This window comes from Cytobacillus sp. GQ23, assembly GCF_059758675.1.
In genome coordinates this window covers 37,858-59,355 of sequence record NZ_JCAXER010000030.1, presented here as the reverse complement: position 1 = coordinate 59,355, position 21,498 = coordinate 37,858, and the positions used below count along the sequence as shown (strand labels likewise).

Annotated in this window: 27 protein-coding genes and 1 pseudogene; 21 read left to right on the top strand and 7 right to left on the bottom strand. The window is 40.7% G+C overall.

Features of this window, described 5'->3' with window-relative positions:
- Nucleotides 1-52: 52 nt before the first annotated feature.
- Entirely contained in the window at nt 53-1,072 is a 1,020-nt protein-coding gene (locus tag AC6CHU_RS21475; protein WP_251283575.1) for an aliphatic sulfonate ABC transporter substrate-binding protein, read from the bottom strand.
- A 209-nt stretch (nt 1,073-1,281) separates the two neighbouring features.
- Nucleotides 1,282-1,917: a class I SAM-dependent DNA methyltransferase gene (locus AC6CHU_RS21470; protein ID WP_159862375.1), complete on the bottom strand. Its 636-nt coding sequence runs from the start codon at nt 1,915-1,917 to the stop codon at nt 1,282-1,284.
- Nucleotides 1,918-2,139: 222 nt separating this feature from the next.
- On the opposite strand from AC6CHU_RS21470, the pseudogene AC6CHU_RS21465 reads away from it, so the two are divergent.
- Together AC6CHU_RS21465 and AC6CHU_RS21460 are read left to right on the top strand one after the other, a co-directional pair.
- Nucleotides 2,140-3,066: pseudogene (locus tag AC6CHU_RS21465) on the top strand (PLP-dependent cysteine synthase family protein).
- Complete coding sequence (locus AC6CHU_RS21460) at nt 3,063-4,190, top strand: bifunctional cystathionine gamma-lyase/homocysteine desulfhydrase (RefSeq protein WP_159862373.1); 1,128 nt, start codon at nt 3,063-3,065, stop codon at nt 4,188-4,190. The pseudogene AC6CHU_RS21465 and the gene AC6CHU_RS21460 overlap by 4 nt, the downstream one beginning before the upstream one ends.
- A 59-nt stretch (nt 4,191-4,249) precedes the next feature.
- On the opposite strand, the gene AC6CHU_RS21455 is transcribed toward AC6CHU_RS21460, so the two are convergent.
- Nucleotides 4,250-4,636, bottom strand: a complete 387-nt coding sequence (locus AC6CHU_RS21455; protein ID WP_159862372.1) for a DUF1259 domain-containing protein — start codon at nt 4,634-4,636, stop codon at nt 4,250-4,252.
- A 789-nt stretch (nt 4,637-5,425) separates the two neighbouring features.
- Nucleotides 5,426-5,677: a YiaA/YiaB family inner membrane protein gene (locus AC6CHU_RS21450; RefSeq protein WP_159862371.1), complete on the bottom strand. Its 252-nt coding sequence runs from the start codon at nt 5,675-5,677 to the stop codon at nt 5,426-5,428.
- Nucleotides 5,678-6,195: 518 nt separating this feature from the next.
- On the opposite strand from AC6CHU_RS21450, the gene AC6CHU_RS21445 reads away from it, so the two are divergent.
- The 3 genes from AC6CHU_RS21445 (at nt 6,196) to AC6CHU_RS21435 (ending at nt 8,879) form a co-directional block, all read left to right on the top strand.
- Nucleotides 6,196-6,966, top strand: a complete 771-nt coding sequence (locus tag AC6CHU_RS21445; RefSeq protein ID WP_159862370.1) for a class I SAM-dependent methyltransferase — start codon at nt 6,196-6,198, stop codon at nt 6,964-6,966.
- A gap of 99 nt (nt 6,967-7,065) precedes the next feature.
- Nucleotides 7,066-8,040 carry a DUF2268 domain-containing putative Zn-dependent protease gene (locus AC6CHU_RS21440; protein WP_498122756.1) on the top strand — a complete coding sequence of 325 codons (975 nt, stop codon included), beginning with the start codon at nt 7,066-7,068 and terminating at the stop codon, nt 8,038-8,040.
- Nucleotides 8,041-8,171: 131 nt separating this feature from the next.
- Nucleotides 8,172-8,879, top strand: coding sequence for a DNA alkylation repair protein (locus AC6CHU_RS21435; protein WP_159862369.1), 708 nt, complete (start codon nt 8,172-8,174; stop codon nt 8,877-8,879).
- Between the two features lie 127 nt (nt 8,880-9,006).
- Here the strand turns inward: AC6CHU_RS21435 and AC6CHU_RS21430 are convergent, their stop codons facing one another.
- A complete protein-coding gene (locus AC6CHU_RS21430) occupies nt 9,007-9,462 on the bottom strand; it encodes a YusW family protein (protein ID WP_159862368.1) in 456 nt (151 codons plus the stop codon).
- A 102-nt stretch (nt 9,463-9,564) separates the two neighbouring features.
- On the opposite strand from AC6CHU_RS21430, the gene AC6CHU_RS21425 reads away from it, so the two are divergent.
- From AC6CHU_RS21425 to AC6CHU_RS21415, 3 genes are all read left to right on the top strand, one after another.
- The gene (locus AC6CHU_RS21425) at nt 9,565-10,056 is read left to right on the top strand and encodes a DUF5412 domain-containing protein (protein ID WP_498122753.1); all 492 of its coding nucleotides are present in this window, start codon (nt 9,565-9,567) and stop codon (nt 10,054-10,056) included.
- Nucleotides 10,004-10,423, top strand: coding sequence for an RDD family protein (locus AC6CHU_RS21420; RefSeq protein WP_159862367.1), 420 nt, complete (start codon nt 10,004-10,006; stop codon nt 10,421-10,423). Before AC6CHU_RS21425 ends, AC6CHU_RS21420 begins: the two co-directional genes overlap by 53 nt.
- Nucleotides 10,424-10,551: 128 nt before the next feature.
- The gene (locus AC6CHU_RS21415) at nt 10,552-10,782 is read left to right on the top strand and encodes a hypothetical protein (RefSeq protein WP_159862366.1); all 231 of its coding nucleotides are present in this window, start codon (nt 10,552-10,554) and stop codon (nt 10,780-10,782) included.
- 165 nt (nt 10,783-10,947) lie between these two features.
- Here AC6CHU_RS21415 and AC6CHU_RS21410 read toward each other — a convergent pair whose 3' ends face one another.
- Nucleotides 10,948-11,553, bottom strand: a complete 606-nt coding sequence (locus AC6CHU_RS21410; RefSeq protein ID WP_159862365.1) for a cupin domain-containing protein — start codon at nt 11,551-11,553, stop codon at nt 10,948-10,950.
- Nucleotides 11,554-11,882: 329 nt separating this feature from the next.
- Here AC6CHU_RS21410 and AC6CHU_RS21405 point away from each other — a divergent pair, with 329 nt between their 5' ends.
- Nucleotides 11,883-13,334 (top strand): serine hydrolase domain-containing protein, encoded by a 1,452-nt coding sequence (locus AC6CHU_RS21405; protein ID WP_498122751.1) that lies wholly within the window; start codon nt 11,883-11,885, stop codon nt 13,332-13,334.
- A 34-nt stretch (nt 13,335-13,368) separates the two neighbouring features.
- Here AC6CHU_RS21405 and AC6CHU_RS21400 read toward each other — a convergent pair whose 3' ends face one another.
- Nucleotides 13,369-13,848, bottom strand: a complete 480-nt coding sequence (locus tag AC6CHU_RS21400; protein WP_251283565.1) for a VanZ family protein — start codon at nt 13,846-13,848, stop codon at nt 13,369-13,371.
- Between the two features lie 160 nt (nt 13,849-14,008).
- On the opposite strand from AC6CHU_RS21400, the gene AC6CHU_RS21395 reads away from it, so the two are divergent.
- The 12 genes from AC6CHU_RS21395 to AC6CHU_RS21340 all read left to right on the top strand — a co-directional run bounded on the left by AC6CHU_RS21395 (nt 14,009) and on the right by AC6CHU_RS21340 (nt 21,356).
- A complete protein-coding gene (locus AC6CHU_RS21395) occupies nt 14,009-14,200 on the top strand; it encodes a hypothetical protein (RefSeq protein ID WP_159862362.1) in 192 nt (63 codons plus the stop codon).
- 22 nt (nt 14,201-14,222) lie between these two features.
- Entirely contained in the window at nt 14,223-14,660 is a 438-nt protein-coding gene (locus AC6CHU_RS21390; protein ID WP_498122750.1) for a YfmQ family protein, read from the top strand.
- 178 nt (nt 14,661-14,838) lie between these two features.
- Nucleotides 14,839-15,297 carry a LytTR family DNA-binding domain-containing protein gene (locus tag AC6CHU_RS21385; RefSeq protein WP_498122748.1) on the top strand — a complete coding sequence of 153 codons (459 nt, stop codon included), beginning with the start codon at nt 14,839-14,841 and terminating at the stop codon, nt 15,295-15,297.
- The gene (locus AC6CHU_RS21380; RefSeq protein WP_498122746.1) at nt 15,294-15,707 is read left to right on the top strand and encodes a DUF3021 domain-containing protein; all 414 of its coding nucleotides are present in this window, start codon (nt 15,294-15,296) and stop codon (nt 15,705-15,707) included. The genes AC6CHU_RS21385 and AC6CHU_RS21380 overlap by 4 nt, the downstream gene beginning before the upstream one ends.
- Before the next feature lie 107 nt (nt 15,708-15,814).
- Nucleotides 15,815-16,612 carry a hypothetical protein gene (locus AC6CHU_RS21375; protein WP_498122745.1) on the top strand — a complete coding sequence of 266 codons (798 nt, stop codon included), beginning with the start codon at nt 15,815-15,817 and terminating at the stop codon, nt 16,610-16,612.
- Nucleotides 16,613-16,805: 193 nt separating this feature from the next.
- Entirely contained in the window at nt 16,806-17,717 is a 912-nt protein-coding gene (locus tag AC6CHU_RS21370) for an ABC transporter ATP-binding protein (protein WP_498122744.1), read from the top strand.
- A complete protein-coding gene (locus AC6CHU_RS21365) occupies nt 17,714-18,454 on the top strand; it encodes an ABC transporter permease (protein WP_159862356.1) in 741 nt (246 codons plus the stop codon). The genes AC6CHU_RS21370 and AC6CHU_RS21365 overlap by 4 nt, the downstream gene beginning before the upstream one ends.
- A 106-nt stretch (nt 18,455-18,560) precedes the next feature.
- A complete protein-coding gene (locus AC6CHU_RS21360) occupies nt 18,561-19,004 on the top strand; it encodes a GNAT family N-acetyltransferase (protein ID WP_159862355.1) in 444 nt (147 codons plus the stop codon).
- A 216-nt stretch (nt 19,005-19,220) separates the two neighbouring features.
- The gene (gene spxA, locus AC6CHU_RS21355; protein WP_159862354.1) at nt 19,221-19,616 is read left to right on the top strand and encodes a transcriptional regulator SpxA; all 396 of its coding nucleotides are present in this window, start codon (nt 19,221-19,223) and stop codon (nt 19,614-19,616) included.
- Between the two features lie 77 nt (nt 19,617-19,693).
- The gene (locus tag AC6CHU_RS21350; RefSeq protein ID WP_159862353.1) at nt 19,694-20,107 is read left to right on the top strand and encodes an RrF2 family transcriptional regulator; all 414 of its coding nucleotides are present in this window, start codon (nt 19,694-19,696) and stop codon (nt 20,105-20,107) included.
- Nucleotides 20,108-20,180: 73 nt separating this feature from the next.
- The gene (locus AC6CHU_RS21345) at nt 20,181-20,510 is read left to right on the top strand and encodes an IDEAL domain-containing protein (protein WP_498122743.1); all 330 of its coding nucleotides are present in this window, start codon (nt 20,181-20,183) and stop codon (nt 20,508-20,510) included.
- Between the two features lie 384 nt (nt 20,511-20,894).
- Nucleotides 20,895-21,356: a hypothetical protein gene (locus AC6CHU_RS21340; protein ID WP_251283555.1), complete on the top strand. Its 462-nt coding sequence runs from the start codon at nt 20,895-20,897 to the stop codon at nt 21,354-21,356.
- Nucleotides 21,357-21,498 lie beyond the last annotated feature (142 nt).

Here is a 21,498-nt window from a genome sequence, read left to right as displayed (position 1 = left end):
AGAGAGGTCGGGGGTTAGTCACCCCCTCCTACTCGATTAGGGTTATTAGTGGTTATTTGTATTCTTCTAAGACTTTCTCGATATATGAGTTTTCAACAACTTCTGAAACATCAATTTCTTTGTTGAGTCCTCCCAATTCTAATAGAAGTGCAGCAGATTCCTGCTGGGTCTCCACAATTTCTGGACTTACCGGTGTATTGGCCGGCACGGAGTTTTCCAGCACTCTCTCAATCACTTCTTTGTCCGTATTTTTCAGGTCTGCATATATTTCGGTTGCTTCATCTTTGTTTTCAAGCTGCCATCTTGTTGCTTTCTCCGTAACCTTAAGATAAAGTTCTACCAGTTCAGGATGTTCTTTTGCGAATTGTGTCCGGACAATTTGGAATCCGGGACTGAAGGTTCCAATTGTTTCGCCACTTGCGATGACTTTTGCGCTATTTTTGACTGCCTGAATGGATTGATAAGGTTCCCAGATGGCCCATGCATCCACTTTCCCTGTTTCAAAAGCCGGCTGTGCTTCATCTGGCTGAAGCTGGATGATTTCCAATTCTGACGGCTTGATGTTTTCCTTTTCCAGCAGGCGGTAGAGAAGGCCGTATGCACTGCTTCCTTTTGCAACCGCCACTTTTTTGCCCTTTAAATCCTTCACGGAAGTAATAGGGCTGTCTTTAGGCACCAGAATTGAGTCTCCTTTTTCCCCTGTACTGGCTACAGCAATTTCCTTAAAGTCAATTCCGCCGCTTTGTCCTGCAAGAACTGGAATATTTCCAACCCGGCCAAAGTCAATGCGGTTGGAGGCAATTGCTTCAAAGTAAGAAGGGCCGCTTTGGAATTCCGCCCATTTTACTTTTACTCCTGCTTTCTCAAACTCTTCTTCAAACCAGCCTTTGTGCTTGGCTAGCAGAATAGGCCATATGCTTTGCTGGATTCCTATTGTAACTGTTAGAGCCTTATCCTCCTTTTTATCCTCAGCATTACTGCCTCTGCCCGCCGATTGGGCTTGGCATCCTGACAGCAGACCGATCATCAATACAAAAATTACAAAAGACTTTACATGCTTCCAGCTTTTCATTTTCCATTCCCCCATTTTAAAAGTGAAAACTAAATTTAACGGTTCACCTGCCTTTTTCACCGATAAAAAAGAAAGGCCCTGCAGAGCAGCAAATCGCTACTCCACAGGGCCTTCAGCTGACTGATCGGCAATAATTAGATAATAACCATATTTTAATTCCTACAATTCATATTTGTCAAGTCGGTTTTAAGGGAGGACTGTATCTTATTTTATAGTTTTACAGCATATATGAGCCAGACAAACCGATTGAGCTGTTTAAACTGGACTGAAAAACCATTGGATTGAAAGATCTCCTTCAAAACAGGAATCGTTGTATAATACTCTGTTTCCAGATCCTGTGCCAGACTGAGAAAATGGTTCACTTTTGCCTCATTGATGAAATCCTGTTTAACCTCTTCACTTTTAAAAAGGGTATCGGCAAAAATTACTTTACCGCCCTTTGAAAGCAGAGAACTGTATTTTTTGATGGCTTCTGCTTTTTCGGCGTCCTCTAAGTGGTGGAAAGCGTAAGTACTAACAAGGGCATCTGCGGGACCATTTACTTGAAAGTCCAGAAAATCACCATTCAGCAATGGAACATCAGGAAGTTTACTGCGTGCTATTTCCCTCATGGCAGCAGAGGGTTCAATTCCAGTTACATTAGCCCCCTTTTCCAGAAGCTTTTGTGTCAAATTCCCTGTGCCTGCACCAAATTCAATTACATTGCCATCTGCAAGATTGGCCACCTCTTGAAGGATATTTTCATAATTCAAAAACACCTCCTGATATTCAAGGTCTTTACCGGTTACTGCCTGATCATAGGATTCTGCCCAATGGTCAAACAAGTCAACAAATTCACGGCCCATCGAAAAATCACTCCTTCTAATTCTTATAATACTTATTGGTATACTATGAATAAAGCTTTCGCTTGGCAACTTCGCATGATCTCTTAATTCTTAATTGACAAAAAAAGCGGTTAAAACATACTATACAAGTAGGAATAATAAGAATTAAATAAAACGCAGATAATATCCAACAATGTATTGGAGAGATTAAACAATCTTTGTAAAAAAACAGAGGTGCTGACAATGAATTATTACAGCAGTGTGAAAGAATTGATTGGAAACACCCCACTTGTGAAAATCAGCCATTATGCTATTCCGCAAGGGGTAAATGTTTTTGCGAAGCTTGAATATTTTAATCCTGGCGGCAGTGTAAAGGATCGGTTAGGGCAAAAGCTGATTCGGACAGCGATAGAGGGCGGGCTTCTCCCGGAAAATGGGACTGTCATTGAACCAACTGCAGGAAATACAGGCATAGGCTTAGCGCTTGCAGCTATTGGGACGAAAATCAAAATCATCTGAGTCATACCTCAAAAATTCAGTATTGAAAAACAGAATCTAATGAAGGCGTTAGGAGCAGAAGTTATTAATTCGCCGACCGAAGAAGGCATGGAAGGTGCTATTAAGAAGGCTGAGGAACTGCTCATGAAGATTCCTGATTCTTATAGTCCTCAGCAATTCAGCAATGAAAATAACCCCAAAACGTATTATGAAACATTGGGACCTGAAATTTACGAAGCGCTGCAAGGGAAGATTGATATTTTTGCAGCTGGAGCAGGGACTGGCGGTACGTTCATGGGATGCGCCAGGTACCTTAAAGAGAAGAATCCAAAGATAAAGACCGTTATCGTCGAACCTGAAGGCTCCATTTTAAATGGCGGGAAGGCAGGACCGCATCGAACCGAGGGAATTGGGATGGAGTTTTTGCCTCCGTTCATGGAAACAGGTCTATTTGACGCTATTCATACCATATCAGATAAAGATGCGTTCAAACGAGTGAAGGAGCTGGCGCTGCTGCAAGGGTACTTAGTTGGAAGTTCATCAGGTGCTGCCTTTGAAGCAGTGTTGAAAGAAGCCGAAAGTGCTCCGCCTGGAACAAATATCGTGACTATTTTTCCTGACAGCAGTGAGCGGTATTTAAGTAAATCTATTTATGAGGAGGATATACAATGAGAAAGAAAACACAAATGATTCACGGCGGCATCTCGAGGGATGAACATACAGGTGCGGTCTCCATACCTGTCCACCATGCCAGTACCTTTAAACAAGATGGTGTGGGCAATTTCGTTTATGAATACGCCAGAACCGGAAATCCGACAAGGCATGCACTGGAGGAATTAATAAAGGATCTGGAAGGCGGGCACAGCGGATTCGCTTTCGGCTCTGGCATGGCGGCTATCTCGTCTGTCATGCATTTATTTTCAACAGGAGATCATGTTATTTTCACAGATGATGTATATGGCGGTTCTTACCGCTTAGTGACAAAGGTTTTGACGAAATATAATGTAGATGTATCCTTTGTGGATACTAGCGACTTGGCTGCAGTGGAAGCGGCAATACAGGAAAATACAAAAGCCATCTATGTCGAGACGCCTACGAATCCATTGCTGAAGATTACTGATTTAGCCGGTATTTCTAAACTGGCCAAATCCAAGAACCTGCTCATGATCGTGGATAACACCTTCAGTACACCATATTGGCAAAATCCGATTGAACTGGGTGCTGATATCGTTCTTCATAGTGCCACCAAATATATAGGCGGACATAGTGATGTGGTTGCCGGGCTGGTTGTGGTGAATTCCGAACAGCTTGCAGCAGATATGCACTTTATCCAAAATTCAATCGGGGCTGTTTTAGGACCGCAGGACAGCTGGCTGTTAATCAGGGGAATTCGGACACTGGCCATTCGGATGGAAGAAATTGAAGAAAACGCGAAAAGAGTGGCCGGTTTTCTTGCTGATCATCCGCAGGTTTCCAAGGTTTATTATCCAGGTTTTAAAGATCATAAAGGTCATGAAATTCATTCGAAGCAGGCCAGAGGATTTGGCGGTATGATTTCATTCGATGCAGGCAGCGGTGAAAAGGCAGAAGAGGTGCTGAAGAAAGTAACATATTTTACCCTTGCGGAAAGCTTGGGCGCGGTTGAAAGCCTGATTTCCCTGCCAGCCAAAATGACGCATGCTTCTATACCGAGAGAGCGCCGTCTGGAATTGGGAATTACAGATGGCCTGATCCGAATATCAGTTGGCCTTGAAGATGCGGAAGATCTCATTGAAGATTTGCAGTCAGCGTTATAAGGAAATGCCCCATTAGTTCACATTCTATATGGGGCTTTATTATTTTTCATATGAAATGTTTAACGTTTTAATGCTCTTCTGACTTTCCTTGCAAAATTGATTGGATGATCAACATCCTGGATATTCACGTAAATAAGGCTGGGCTGATCAAATAGCCACTCATTGTGTACGGATGAAATGGTTATTCCCTGTTTAATAATGGCAGCAGCAAATCCATCAACTTCTTGTTGCAAAAGGGCCACCCTGCCCAGGCATAATGCTCTTCCTGACCTGGCATCCATCGATTCAAATGAGAAAGAAGCTGTTACGCTAAAGGGTTTCCCCTTAATGGTGACTTCCAGGTCATCCCGATTAATCGTTGCTACACACTTCCCGCCAGCAAACCCTTCCTGCCCGCCGATTGTTCGTGCGAATTGCTGACACAGCGCTTCTTCATTGATAGCCATCCATTTATGCCCCCCGTCTTATTATTAGTGACCTGCCCTAACAACTTTCGCTCTAATGTATGATGGTGGGCTCTTGAGTATTCTGTGCATCAGTATCAAAACACAAAATCAGCTATATAAATATTTGTGTTTATATGGTAATATAAGGAAAATAGTGGGGTGATGGAAATTCAGCTTGCGCATGAAAAAGGTTTAATACCTATATTCAGCCTAAGCCTGATTTACATTTTAAGTGTCATCCCCATTAGCATCATTTGTGTTAACTTCATTCATAAATTCTACTTTCATCCTCAATATTTCTTAGCATTTATCACCTATAAACTATCATATGTGATTTTTAGTGCAGGGTTTTTTCTTTTGTTCGCTGTGGCTGGGCTTTTTCTATATTCCAGAGAAATGAATTCTTCAAAATGGCTGAATTTAACAGCAGTTACCTTGTTCTGCCTGTCTCTTTTCATATTTTATTTGTCTCTTGATGTGTATACCTATGTGGACGAAAAGGGATTCATATAAATAGCGCAGCAAATATAAGAGCTGTTGAAAATTATCCGTGGGAAGAGGTGGAGTCAGTCACTCAGCTGAACAAAAGAAGGTGCTCCGGTCCAGCTTGAGGTTAGTTTAGCAGGGGACAAAGTAATTGTGCTGAATTTACATGCAGACTGGTATGCGAAGTGAATTGCATTTTACGAGATGCTTCGGGATTATGAGATTCCGCTGGATACATGGGAAAAATAAGTGCCTGTCATCTTCAACAGGCACTTTGTTTATTCAACATGATAGAGTTATTTATTAATCAATCTTAGCTGATCTGCGCTCTTGCTCTGCCAGGATTTCCGCATCTTCAGCATTATCCCGTGTCACTTTTTGGGTAAGAATGGATCCAACTGCAACCAGGAGCATGACCGCAATATAATAACCTTTCTCATTGAGTTGCATATCGGCATTATAGAGGCCGATTAGAAACAAACCAACACCGGCAATTAATGTAAAGTAGGCCAAAAAAGTGAAAGCTGGCGTGTTTCTCCTTCTATACTTTTGCATAGTTTCAATCCCCTTTTTCATAGCGTTCTTTCTCGTTTTCTCTTTGCACAGATGTAACATTTTATTCTTAATGAATTAAAATTATCCTTTTTTGTGAAAAATTGCAACAAATATCCATGAGTGATTTTTACGGTTTTTAATTAAAAGTTTAGATAAAGAAAGAGTACTAAACTTGTATTTTCTTAGGAGGTACATAAATGGTGTCTAATATAGTTGTTCCAGGACTTATTTTGTGTTTACTCTTATTGGGGATAGTTTTTGTTATATGGATGCTTAAGAAATAATGGATTTGAGGTGGAGTAGCTCTATATTTTGTTAATTGCTGTATTAGGTTTTATGATCAATATTCTTCTTTTTCCCATATTCAAGTCCGGGAGAGGCGGCTCAAGCAGCGGCTTTACCCCATTCGATGACTTGGATACTGGTCTGATAAGGAAAGACAGCAGGGAACCTCATAAAATTGAAGCAAAAAATCAAGCCTCGTATGAAGATGGAAGGGAGAATTAAATCGGCATAATATGAAAAATTCAGAGGAATACAATGATCCACTTTTATATGATCAAGAGAATGGTCTCTTTCAAGGGGAAATTCCCTATCTGCTGCAATGGGCTTCACAAACGGATGGACCCATCATTGATTTAGCATGCGGGACAGGACGGGCAACCATTCCGCTTGCAATGAAGGGCCATCATTTAATCGGTGTTGATGTACATAGAGGGATGCTGGACCTTGCAAGGAAGAAATCTGCGGAGCTGGGTCTGCAAATCGATTGGGTGGAGCAGGATTGCAGAAGGCTCAGCCTTAGTGTAAAAAGTAAGTTCATGTTTTCAGTCGGAAATTCTTTTCAGCATTTTTTAACGAATGAAGATCAGGATGCTTTCTTATCTTCTGTTAATAAACATTTGGAATCTGGCGGCCTCTTTGTATTTGGAACAAGGTTTCCCAATGGAGAAGAGCTGCTGCAGCCTGCAAATGAAGAATATTGGAAAACGTATAACGACCCGGATAATCAAAATAAAGTTGATGTTTATACAATCAGCAGGTACGACTCAATAAGTCAGGTACAGCACTATACCACCATTCGAAAATTTTATGATCAAGAAGGAAAACAAATAGATGAAAAAAGAACTAATATAGAGTTGCGATATGTTTTTCCGAGAGAAATGGACAGGATTCTTTCCTCTAACGGATTGGAGATTGTGAATATTTATAGTGATTGGAAGGAGACCCCTATTACCTGCGATAGCCATGAAATGGTCTATGTTTGCAGGAAGGTAAGGGAAGTATAGCCATTTATGTCTGACAGACCTTTTCTAATTGGCAACTGCAATTCGCCAAATTTGATGGTAAAATTATGAAAAAGCAATAGGTGGAATGGAGGGGCATATTTGAGGAGAATTTCACTTTTGAGGACAGGTGTGCTTCTGCTGGCCATGGCGTTTACACTGGCTGCCTGTTCAGAAAAAGAGGAATCGAGTGCGGTGCACGATAATGAGCCTGCAGTTGAGGAAGAGCTTATTTACTCGTTTGAACATCCGGAGACAAAGCAGAAGTTCAAAATTGTTAATGCCTATAAGCTATTCGGCAGTTACGCGGATAGAGTAGAAAAGGCAGAGACCAGCTCAAAATATTCAATTTATAAAGATGAAGTCATTTCTCCTGTTTATGATAACTGTTTCGAAGACGAGGAGTACATTCATATGGCGGACCCGATATTGGATAAAGCACCTGAAAATTTAAAGGAAATTCAGAGCGTTATTGAGAAGATTAATGAATACAAAACAAATGAGATCATTAAAGAGGCTCTGCTGAAGTCCTCAGATATTTTACCGGGTAAGAGAGAAACGGCTGTTTGTGTATTTCCAGTTGAGCTTTCTGAGGATACGCCTCTTATGGTAAACGCTGGAGCCGGGAAAATAACTGTTTTCTACAATAAATACTATACCGGGGAAACTATCAGGATGGGTATCGCTCATGAATACCATCATAGTGTATGGACCGAAGAACTTTATGATGGAAATCTGGACGTAACCGTTTTGGATAATCTAATCTTCGAAGGTAAAGCAGTCATGTTTGAAAAGCTGGTTTATCCTGATATTCGGCAGCTTACTCCCATCAATCAAAGTTTTAATAAAACCAATTGGTCCAAGATTGAAAAAGACTTAGATAAGGTGGATGGATATCGATCCAGCCAAATTATTATGGGCGGCGGTGAGCTTCCGCGCCATTATGGTTACAGTGAAGGCTACAAAATGGTCGATTCTTATCTTAAGCTGCATCCTGACAGCACTCCGAAAGAGTGGACAGCCTTGGGGGCGGAAGAGATCTTTCAAGAAGGGCAGTATGTAAAAAATTATCAGTAGCACTGCTGAGGAGTAAGTGTGATAAAAATGCCTTTTGAAAGCCCGGCATAAAAACATCCCGATTTTTGGCTAAAAGCATTTAAACATGGCCGATAATGTAAAGGAAGCAATGGATTGAAAGGGTGAGAGAGATGACTTATGAAGAAATTATGCAAAAGCTTGAGGAGCTTGGGTCTGATCAGACGAAACGGATCTTCATGAATCATGGGGTGAAGGAGCCTTATTTTGGCGTGAAGGTTGGAGATTTGAAAAAGCTGGTGAAGTTTGTAAAGAAGGATCACGGGCTGGCACTTCAATTATTTGAATCAGGAAATCATGATGCGATGTATCTGGCAGGACTATCTGTCAATCCGAAGCTAATGACAAAAGAGACTTTACAGGAATGGGCTGAAAAAGCCTATTGGTACATGATTGCGGAGTATACAGTTGCCCAGGTGGCAGCGGAAAGTGATTATGCTCTTGAATTGGCCCGGGAGTGGATCAAATCAGAAGATGAAATGGTTTCGGTCTGCGGCTGGAGCGCGTATTCTAATTATGTGTCCATCACACCTGATGACGAGCTTGATCTTAGTGAAATAAGAGCATTATTGGAACAAGTTAAAAATACCATTCATGATGAAAAAAATAGAGTAAGGTATGTTATGAACGGCTTTGTTATTTCAGTGGGCTCTTATGTACCAGAGCTGAATGAGGAAGCGAAGAATGTTGCTGAACATATCGGAAAAGTGCATGTAGATGTAGGAAATACAGCCTGCAAAGTGCCTTTGGCCAAGGAATATATTGAGAAAGTGGAATCAAAGGACCGGGTTGGGATTAAGCGGAAGACCTGTATATGCTGAGAATTGCCGGGGGAAATTGGCCGCTGTAAACAAATGCAGCATAGTTATAGGTGAGTGCCAAGATACCAGGGATTGCTGATGCATGTCAAATGAGCTCAGGAGGCAATGCGCTGAGCTCATTTCATTTTTATTGAGTTTTCGTTTCTGAATATTCTTTTTCCGTTCCATCCGGGAATTTTACTTCCAATTCGAATGTTTGGTAATTGTCATCAACTGAAAATGCGTCCTTTACCTGGTTAATGACCTCTTGATTTTCTGTATTTTGATCAAACGAAAGCCCCTCAAAAATTGGAGTAAGCTTCTCCATCGCTTCATCTGATGTTAACTTCTCGTCAGCAAGGTCATCCTGATATGCAGCTTCCATTCCGTTTTTTTCATTTTCATAATCCACATCAATGGTTTTATTATCTTTGTACTCTACCTCAAGGTCGAAATTCGTAAAATTAAATGCAGCCTCATTGGAAGCTTCTTTATTTTCGTTTTCAGCAGGTGCATTTTCAGGCGGATTTTCTACTTTGTCACCATTGCAGGCTGTTAGCAATAATGCTGAGAGAGATGCCGAGATTATAAGGTTCAGTTTCATTAAAATCCTCCTTAATCACGATGTTGATTTTAAGTTACCCAAATATTTACTGAACCAATCATTAATAAATCTGGAGGATCATTGTATTAGGAGGGAAACCAGTTGGCATCACATACAAATGATATGAAAATAAATCTGGCACGCTGTAAGGTTATGATGGCAATACTTTGTTTTGTTTTATTATTGACAGGTGTTCTTGCTTATGGTGTGTATTGGCTATTTTATGATTGGAGCCGATTTAAACAGGAGTTCATTGCGGAAGCCGCTTCTCCGGATGGCACTTATACCGTTAGAGCGTATCGATCTAATGAAGGTGCTACAGTGTCTTATGCAATTTTGGGTGAATTAATTTTTAATAAAGAAAACCGAAAATCCAGGAAAATCTATTGGCAATATAGGGAGGAGAAAGCTGTTATAGAATGGGTTGATGACGATACTGTTAAAATTAATAACATTCAGCTTGAAGTTCCGGATGAGGTTTTTGATTATCGAAGTGGGATTAAGAGTTTTATAGAATTTTTTATAAAGAAGGAGAAGATAAATGAAGAAACAGAATGCGGGATTTGGCATAAGGTTTGCCGCAGACCTTATTGATAATCTCATCCTTACTATACCCATCTCAACAGTGTTCTTTTTTATAACGGGAGATCTCACATTTAATTGGATGATGGGATGGACCTGGCCAACGATTTATACAATTTATTTAACATTCATTCCCCTTGTCTGGAGCGGTTATATCATCGGGAAGCGCATATTTAAGATCAAGGTTTGCCGAATGGATGAAGAAGGCTTGACCTTGAAAACGATGGTTCTAAGAGAAATGATCGGAAAATTTTTACTGGCAAATGTGACGTTCGGTATCACAACACTGGCCAGTATATTTATGGTCATATTTAGAGAAGACAAGAGGGCGATACATGATTTGATTGCCGGGACTTATGTCAGCCGAGAGCAGATATAGGGTGAGCCCTGTTCGGTTTTCGTTTTCAGGAGATTTATAGATAGAATGGCGTGTGTGTATTGGTACACGTCATTTTCCTTAATTATTAAGGCTATTAGCATAATTTGCAAAAATATGGAGGTGGAAAGGTGGACTTATTACTTTGGGTAACGAGTGGATTCATTATAATTGGAATCATTTTTCTTATATTTAAGAAGAAAAGTATGGAAAATAATCTTGCTTTTATAAAAGCAAATAAGGAGAGTGAAGAAAGTACATTAAAAGCCAGATCTATAGTTTGGTGGATAGTGGGTGTTACAGCTTGGGGAATAGTGAGTATCTTCCTTATTGTTAGGTTGTTTCATAATTACTACGGTTAATTACTTGAAAATTCCATTATTCAAGATCTTGAATGATAAGAAATCAGATTGGAGCTCTTTTACTTGCACAATTATAGCAATAGGTCCAGGTTGGGATTCAGCGGAAGGCTTGTACGCTGAAGACCTGAAAAGACAGGCATGGTACTATCCATGCCGGCGGAGTTTTTAATAATAATACATTTGCTGGGGATAATATGGCTGGTTGTATTGGTATGGCTTGTTTGGTTCCTGAGTATACCTGCTGCAATCTTTAGCAGGGCCGATAAAGGTTGAAGGCCGGACAGGTGCTATGGTCTTTTTCCATTGCTTTTCATCCATACAATAAGTATGTGCCATAATATTGGAAGGCGTTAATTTGAGAATATCAGATCCCAGGATCACCTCCGGAGCAGGAGCATTAAAGATGGCCAGCAGATGAGTGCCGTCGGTATGTGCTACCTCATAGTGCCACCAGCCTTGAGGCACATTGGCTACCTGTCCGGGAGTAATGTAATAGTTCTGGATTTGTTTGGTGAATGGGTTAAGCAATGACACAGTAGCTGCCCCCGATATACAATAAACCAACTCAGCAGCATTTTGATGATAATGCGGTTCTATTACATTATTTTGGCTTAGATAGATGTCAAGAAGCGAGACATCCTCCAGCGTGTTTAATTGCTGAATTCCCATTACATTTATATAGTTTCTGTTGTCTTTTTTCACCAGGGTGCTTTTATTCAAATCAAAAAAGTAATTTAAAGATGGAGAGGTGTAATCTAAATATTTAACCATTTCTGCTCAGTCCTCCTGGGAAAATGAGTGTCTCTGATAAAGTATGCATCCGCCCACAACCAGTGCATGTATCCCAGTAACGAGATAGAAGAAGAGTAATAAGGAAGTAAGGTTTGCTGCTTTCATTTGTCTGTCTGCCCCGTGTGTACACTTCATCAATACGCAAATACCTGCACTTTTTCTAAATGAACATGGGAAGAATCCAGCCTATTACATCTCAAGACCTACTGCAAAATCATGCTGAGGCTCATTTTAGAGCCTTCCAAATAAAGATAATATTAAATTAGGTCATATTAATGATAGAAGGTCATTGATAGAGGAGAGGTAATATGGCTGTCTTACGGTCAAGATTTTTAAAGGTAATAGCAGTTCTTTTTATGTTCATTTCATTTAGTTTTTTTCTTGGAAAATCGGCTTCAGCTGAAGATGGAATAGAAATGAACATAGAGAAGGCAATTAAAGATTATCTGGAGGAATATAAGGTTCCGGGTGCTTCGGTTGCCATCGTTCAAAATAATGAACTGTTTTTTTCCCAGTCATGGGGAGTTACTGGAGAATCAGAGGAGAAGGTTACAGAACAAACTCCTTTTACAATTGGCTCCATAAGCAAGTCTTTAACGGGAATGGCCATAATGAAATTAGCTGATGATGGAACCATCCGCCTGGATGCCAGCGTTCAGGAATATCTTCCCTGGCTGAAGCTGAACAATGGGAAAGCTGCCGAAATCACTGTGCAGCATTTGCTCACACAAACAAGCGGGTTTAGCACGTACGATGGTCTTGCATTATCAGATAAAGAGTTAACAGGCAGGAATGCTATTAAGAATCAAGTCAGGAAGTTATCAGAAGTCGATCTGACTGCTAAACCTGGTGAGAAGCATCAATACAGCAATGCTAATTTCTTAATCTTAGGTGCAATACTTGAAGAACTTACGGGTATTTCCTATTCAGAGTATATGGAACAGCAGATCTTTCAGCCTTTAGGAATGAAAAATGCTGGAGCGGATATAAAGGGAGCTTATAAGAAAGGGTATCTCCGCGGTTATCAGTCCTGGTTTGGGCTGCCGGTGAAAAATTCTGCAGCCTATGATGATGCTGGCGCACCTTACGGATACATTACAGCCAGCTCTGAAGATATGGTACAATTCGTCAAAGTATTGAGCGGAAACGGGCCGGACCATTTTATTAGTGATAAAACTTTGGAGTTATATATGACTCCGCAGGTTCAAACAGGTGAAGACCGGTATTATGGGTTCGGAATTCGCATTTCCAATCCGGATACTCCGAAAGAAATGATCTGGCATTCTGGCTCTACCCCTGATTCGCATGCAGAAGTCTTTTATATTCCGGAAACCGGATGGGGCGGCGTGATTTTGACAAATAAGAATCATGTTATGGAGGAAGAGGGTCTTTATTATCTGAAGGAACATATCATTAGTCTTTTGAATGGAGAGAAGCCTGAAAAAGTGCCCAGCCTTAATTCGGACGTCCAATACATTATGCTGGGATGCATTCTGCTGCTGATTCTGCTTTCAATTTTTTTAGGAAACCGAATCAGAAACCAAAAGCATATAAAAAAGGGAGTGTGTCTTTTCTTAGGGCTGGTATTAATTGGCCTTTCAGCTGCCATAATCCCGCTTTTCACATTCATCACATCATCCCCTTGGCATTCCATCTCTGTTTTTGCGCCTGATATTGCCTGTTTAGCCATATTGGCGGTAATTATGCTGGCCATAAATGGACTGCTGCTGATTATATTAGCTTTAAAAAAAGCAAAGTAATGGAAATGCCTGTCTACACTGGGAGACAGGCATTTTATTGTGCGCTCACTGCATTTTTACGTGCCCTAAGGGCTGTCACTGCCTTCCATATTCCCAGACCCAATAGAGCTCCAATGATATTTAGAATATAATCATCAATATCAAAACTTCCCCGTCTTGTAACCAGCTGGATAACTTCCACACTAAGAATCATGACAGTCATGGTAATGGTAAACGTCTTAAGTCTGTATAGCTTTCTAAAATAATAGGGCAGGAAAAATCCCATTGGCAAAAATGCAGCAACGTTGCCGGCAAGGTTTTTTATAGGAATGTCTAAATTCATGCTTACATTGGAAATTGACACCACATACCCGTTAATTGTTTTAAACGGCACAAAGTTTGAAGAATACCTGATATATTCCATTAATGGCATGCCAGACCAAAATCCTCTCGATAGAAAGAAGAGTAATACGATTAAGGCACATATGTATGAAAGAAAGCTAATTGCAATGATCAATCTGATTATCTTTTTCATTAAATTCCCCGCTTAAGGCTAGTCTTTGATAATAATAACATAATATTTTCATATTTAATTAGAGAAATTAGCCTGCTGGCTATTATAATGAAAGTGGGATTGTTTATTCTTTAGTTTGCGATATTATATAGGTATTGATGTAAAGGAAGGGGTGCGCAGCATGGGAATAATGCTTGGACTGGTACTATTAATCTTGATTTTTGCTGTGGTTTCGACTTTGCTTCTGACAGGCAAATCTGATGAAAACTATGGAAGTTCAACAAAACGGAACACCACCAATTTAACCTTAATATATGTGGTCATTATTTTTATGGGATTAGCTTCCCTTGGAGTTTATATTTGGAGATTCTAAATATTGTTGGAGATGAAAAAAGTTGACATGGGCAATAGTGGTTCCTATTATTCTCGCTAGTATTCTGAAAATCGTGCTGACCTGTATGCCAACTGGCACAGTTAATTGGCTGATCAGGAAATTTGAAACTCATTCAAGGCTTGATGTAAAAGAGGTTATAGTTACAGTTGAAGATGGCAGGCTGGAAGGTGAGGAAAAACTTCAGATTATCAATCAATTCAATGAAGGAATATTTATTAAGAAGCATTATATCCACCCTGGCAGCGAACAGCTTTTTCTACGGCCGGAGATCAGTGGGACACCTATAGTTATAGAGTTTCTTGAAAGAGGTGACAAGCTGTTCGTTTTTAGCTATCATGACCGAATTGATGTGGTTAAACAGCGCGGACAAAAGGTCATTGCATACAGCATGTTTTCCGATAGCCTGCAAAACAGTTCATTGGCAATCAGGGCCAGCTAAACTAAATATCAAATAGAAGCCTAAATCCTACGTGATTTAGGTTTTTTTAAGCCTGCAGGAGGGAGGAATTACCTGCAGCTTATCCTGCCGGTCATGCGTGTTGCCTTGAATCTGGTGACAATTGGAAATCAGCCATCTATACTTAAATTAAGAAGCTGATGGAAAGGAGGACTCCTTCATGAAAATACTGATTGACCTCGATCCGCGCAACGAGGAAACCACCGTGACAATACACTGCAAAGAAATCACCCCGGATATTCAGGAAATCCTCGAGTACCTTCGAAAGAATGAAACCGGCATTATTGTCGGAAAGGATGGAGAGAACCAGCACTTAATAAAGCCTGATGACGTTCAATTTTTTCGATCAGAAGGTGACACTGTGACAGCTGCAACCCCTGAAGGAATTTTTAAAGTAAAGGAAAAGCTCTATGAACTTGAACAATCCCTCCCTTCTCACCGGTTTATCAGGATATCAAAGTCTGTCATAGCAAATCTTTATGCTATGAGTCACTTTGAGCCATCCTTTAACGGGACACTCTGTGTTCACTTTAAATCGGGAGAGAAGGAATATGCTTCACGCCATTATGTTGGACGGATAAAAGAAATTTTAAAAATGAGCAGGAGGGAGAAGAAGTGAGGACATTTTTGTACAGAAGCATGCTTGGCATATTTTTTGGGGGATTCATCTCTACAGCCTCAGCTATAGCCTTAATTGGTTTCGGTGGCCAGACGACTTTGGACGGGCAGGCATTTATCCTAAACGCATTAGGTTTTATTATCAGCGGCTGGCTGTTTACGGTTACTCCGCTTTATTTTGAAATTCGCTCACTCCGTCTGCCCATGCAGACAGCCCTGCACTATCTTACCGTCACGATTGTTTATTTCACTTTAGGGCGTTGGATTGGCTGGATTCCGATTGGAACGAAAAACTTCTTTATATATCTCGCAATCTCATTATTTATTTACGCGATTGCCTGGATCGGCTTTTATCTTTACTTCAAAAACGAATCGAAGAAGCTGAATAAGGATCTCGAATGTCTGGAGTAAGAATCGTCCGTGGTATACCGTCACGAGCGGATATACAGACGGAATCTGCATATCATGGCTGTTTTGCAAATAGACATTAGGGAAAACTATTTAGGAGGTGAGAAATCATGAAGATGAAGACAATTTGTATCGCGGCTTTACTGATTGTTCTTACAGGATGCACCAGTGAACCGCCCGTTAAGGAACAAACAGATGAAGGAAAAGTCGAAAACAGCGATCAGGAAAATGAAAACGCGGAGGCTGAAAAGGAGGAGCCAGCTCAAGAGGAAGCATCAACTCCAGAGGAAGTAATAGCTGAAATAGAAAAGCAATTGAGCACAGATGTTCCAATTAAACTCCCTGAAACACTGAAGTTGAACGAGGGATATCATTTAACAGCCAAAACTGATTCTGATCAGAATTCTTATCAGGTTATCTTTTTCCAGACAGAAGAAGTAATTCCGATAAACGACGCTAAATTAGACCAGTTAAGTGATGACTCCATCCTTGCGGTTCTGACCGGACAGAATTATGAAAGTAAGGAAGCGGCCTCTGAACAAATTTCATACCAGAATTTTGAGCAAATTGGAGGAGAGCCGGTTGATCTTGGGTATTCCATCACAGGTTACCAGGATGCAGGGGCGGGTTCCGTTTTCCTTAGCTGGAATGAGGGAAGATGGGCATTTACATCGCGGGCACGGACAGAGGATTCTGATATCCTGCTGACCGAATCCAAGAAAATTGTAGAATTCTTAGAAAGCAACATGCTGCCGCCTCCTAAAATGTATGGATCCGGCAAATTTGACACAATCAGCGAGCATTCCCGCGATCAAATTCTTGCCTGGCAGGAGGACCAAACTGTCTATAAGATTGAAAAAGCTGAAGGAGCCCTCAAAACCCTGGAAATTGCAGTATCCATCAAATAGTAATAATGCCTGCTCACTTTATCATAAGTGATGCAGGCATTTTTTTTACACCATCACTGTCTGATTAAGAAATTGCAAGTCGGAAGCTGAAAAATGCATCTTACCATACTCATCCTGCGTGTCGTCAATTAGTTGGAGACAATTGGAAATATTGCCCCTATACTGAATATATAAAGATGAATGGAGGGTTCAGATGGAAAGTGTTATTACTGTAAACAATTTATCAAAAAATTTTGGCGCCACCCGGGCAGTAAGGAATCTTTCCTTCACCGTTTACAAAGGTGAAATCTTCGGGATTATCGGGCCGAACGGTGCAGGCAAAACGACAACACTTGAAATACTTGAGGGAATTACGACCCCGAGCGGAGGGGAGGTTGAAGTGCTTGGGCTGGTTCCAAGCAAGCAGCTTCGTGAGTTAAATAAAAGGATTGGCGTTCAATTCCAGGCCACTTCCATTCAGAAGAAAATGAAAGTGAAAGAAGCGCTGGATCTCTTTTCCTCCTTCTACGAAGGTCCAACCCAAAAAGAGTATTTAATAGACTTACTTGGTTTAAGCGAAAAAATGAATGTAAGGTTCGACGACCTGTCCGGCGGCTGGCAGCAGCGGGTGACACTCGCTTTGGCGACCCTGCATGAACCGGAGATTCTTTTTCTTGATGAACCGAGCATGGGGCTGGATCCTTCAGCAAGGAGAGAAATGTGGTCATTGATCCGGCTGTTAAGGGAGCGGGGCAGCACCATTGTGGTAACCACACACTATATGGAAGAAGCTGAGCAGCTTTGTGATCGGGTCGCCATGATCTACAGCGGACAATTGAAAGCGCTGAATACACCACATGAACTGCTGAATGAAGGGACGGCAGACTGTCTGGCCTTTAAGAGTGCGGGCCTTAGCCGTGAATATTTATACTCCCTCCCTGGTGTTGAACGAGTGGAAAACAATATGGAGGAATTCAAACTATACTGTGAGGACCAGCAGACAACGGCTTATCACATTTTTACTCACTGCCAGGAAAAGGGGATCACTCTTTCTGAGTTCAAATTCGAGAAGGGATCCCTAGATGATTTGTTTGTCCAGTACTTAGAAAAGGAGAAAATCGGATGAATGCAATCGTAAAACTTGCCAATCTTGAGACGAAAATGTTTTTTAGAGACCGTCTGAGCGTGTTTTGGACGTTCCTTTTCCCGGTTGTGATGATTTGGCTGTTCGGTTCCATGTTTGTCGGGGACAACATGAGTCAAAAGACTTTCGCAGAATACTTTGTTCCTTCATGGATCGGCGTCAACATAGTGACCACTTCCTTTTTTACACTGGGAACCGTATTGACCAATTACCGGGAAACGGGTGTTTTAAGGAGATATCAGTCAACGCCGCTTCAGCCATGGAAAATCCTCGCCGCCCACACCTTTCAAGGGACTGTCATCTTTGCCATATCCGCCTTGCTTCTTATGGTCTTTGGCATGCTTCTGTATGATCTTACTCTGCCGGTTTATATGGGCAGTACGCTGTTATCCTTACTGATTAGCATCCTTGCCTTTTTTCCGTTTGCATTATTCCTGACATCTTTAGCTAAAAATGCTCAAGCTGCAGCAGCAATCAGTTCTCTTTTTCTGAATCTGATGCTTTTCCTCTCAGGAGCGACCTTTCCGCTTGAAATGATGCCGACAGTTCTTCAATACGCAGCAAAAGCTCTTCCACTTTATTACGTAATTCAACTACTGAGGGGAACTTGGACTGAAGCGCCTATTACGGAATATGGGTTTGAAGTGGCTATTTTGCTTGGAATTGCAATGGTGTCTGTATTCCTTGCAGTGCGGTTCTTTCGTTGGAGCGGAAAGTAAGCCCTAATATCTCAGGGCTTTTTTTATACATGAACACATTTTATTTACAAATATTTTTTAATATTTATATAATTGTTTCATCAAAGAGATAAAGGTGGCTATGAAAATGGAGATTTATCAAGCATCAATGGAGGATTTAGCAGGAGTTTCGGCATTATTTAATTTATACCGTGTATTTTACAGCCAGGCATCCGATTTGGAAGCTGCAGCAGGTTACATAAGAGAACGCTTAGAGAAGGAGGATTCTGTCATATTTGTGGTGAGAGAGGAAGGTAAATATCTTGGTTTCACTCAGCTGTACCCGACTTTTTCTTCCGTATCTATGAAAAAGGCATGGATACTAAATGACCTGTACGTGGACGCAGCAGCAAGGAAGGGGGGGATAGGGGAAAAACTTATAGATAAAGCGAAAGAGCTTGCAGCCGAAACAGGAGCGGTGAGCATCAGCCTCAGCACGGCTTCGGATAATTTTACTGCTCAGAGGCTGTATGAAAAAATGGGCTTTAAGCGTGATGAGCAATTTTATCATTATGAATTGGTAATTGGTTAATCTAGATACAATCGCACTCTTACACTCCGGTTTATCCGGAGTATTTTTATTAGGAATTCGGTTTAAGTGATCTAAAAAGTTAGAAGTGATATTGACTTTTTGAACTGTAAATATTATTATTACAGTATAAACAATCACAAATTATATTTTTTGCATAAACTGTAATCATTATTATTACATTTCATAAAATTAAACACAATAGAAGGAGTGTTCTAAATGGTGAATCTATTCTTATCATCCAGCTGCGGTTCCTGCAGGAAAGCCCGTGCATGGCTGGAGGAGCATCAAATTGAGTATGTGGAACGAAATATTGTAACCGATCCGCTTACCGTCGATGAAATCAAATCAATTCTTCGCCTGACTGAAAATGGAACTGAAGAGATTATCTCTACTAAATCAAAAGCATATCAGGAACTAAACGTGAATATTGATTCCATGCCGCTGAAAGAGTTATATCAATTAATCATTGATAACCCTCAAATGCTGAAGAGACCGATTATGGTGGATGAAAAAAGGCTTCAGGTCGGCTTTAACGAGGATGAAATCCGCAGCTTTCTTCCGCGAAAATTCCGTACGTTTTCGTTCAATGAACTGCAAAGATTGGCTAACTAGGAACTGCTTTGATTTCTTGACAAGCTAATCTGTAAATCATAACATGACAGTATACAGCACAATATAGGAGGCCGGCCATGAATAGCGATTTTACTCTTGCCATTCACAGTTTAACGTATCTCGCTCTGCAGCTGGATCGCATGTCAACAAGCGATGCAATTTCTGAAAGCGCATGTGTCCATCCGGTCCGCATCCGAAAAGTCCTGAGTCTATTAAAAAAACATGGATTTATTAAATCGAAAGAAGGAACGGGCGGCGGATTTATTTTTGCCCGGGATTTAAGTGAAGTGAATCTTTGGGATATTTATAAGATTACATCTGAAGGTGCTCTACAGCCCAAGTGTCCGGATTCAAATGAGGCGTGTGTAGTGGGTGCCAATATGCAAAGAGTCCTGATCAGCATTTTCTTAGGCGCAGAGGAACATCTCGGTGAATATTTGAAGCACTATACCATAAAAGATATCGTTGACTTAATCTATAAAGAAAATTAATTGGGAGCTAACAAGCTTTCCATCATTAAAATGTAACAAAAAATATTACAGATTAAAAAAGAGGTGGGAGAATATGATGTCCAGCCAGAATGCTATTTTAAAAGCAGGGGATTGGGTTAAAGGCAAATCCCGTGAAGGGGAGCTAATCATTGGCTATATCGAAAACCTGGAAGAAGGTATTATTAAGACAAAGGTGATTTCGAGTGATAATAAAACCATTGAAGGCAAAATTATTCCGCTGCAGAGCAAGCAGGTTAAAAAAATGCCGGCGGCGAAAGTAGCCAACAAGGAACAGATTCATTTCCTGATTGACCTTGCTCTTTCCACGGGAGATGAAGAATGGTTCTTTGAGCTGAGCTCGAAGCTAAACTCAATGAGAGAGCTTGTGAAGGATGTTAATTAAATTCGGATAGGTGCCTGTGTCAGTCTGCTTAACAGCAGACAGATGCAGGCACTTTGTTTTGTTGTGCAGGCGGAATCAAATCAAGGAGACATTAAAGAGCCTGTCAATGGGAAAGCGGATTATCTATAGAAAATCAGCTATCCTGGTGATGTCACCGAGGTCATTAGCGAAAGTGTTAATATTTTCAAAAACGATCAAACGTGATATATATGAAGGAAAGGTAAATAGCGATAAAGGAAATTTTGTATTATGGCAGATTGGGAGGATAGCTGTTGCATTTTTTATGGTCTTTATAGTTTTTAATATTTGGTGAAAAGGTCGCATGTATTATCCATGCAAATTCATAACGGGGAGTGATCTCTTATCAAACACAATATCAGTAAAATGCTTGCAAGAAAGATAATAGCTGCATCTATAACAGGATCACTGTTCGCCGTTATGTTAGGCCTGATTATAGTGGATCCGTTTGGCGGAGAAGTTAATTCAGCCGGAGAGTACTTTCAGGGGGTGTTACTGTCTACTCCCTTCTATCTTATGTACAGCATTCCGATCATCCTGGTTTATGGCACAGTAACTTCTATCATTAGTGACTGCATAGCTTTATTTATTTCGAATCATACCAACAGGAAACTGGAATTTTCTATTTCATTACTACTTCACCTGCTTTTTGGATTAATTCTGCTTGGATACAGTTTAGCTGCAGCTTTATTATTTTTTGTTACGGATAATGTTTTACAGCGAAAACAAATCGGAGGCTGGAGGAATGCTTTGAAATCTTTCGGTTTGCCGGTTCTCATCTGGATAATGTTTATGGGTGGCGTATATGTTATGGATACCTTTATATGAAATGATCAGAATTAGCCGTTCTTCTGACAAGGGCGGCTTTTTTTAATAATGGGGTTACTTTCCAAATTAATACATGATACCATTTGAAAAAGAGGTGGGAAAATGTACCTTTTTCTTTTTGTTATTATTCACATCGCAGTAG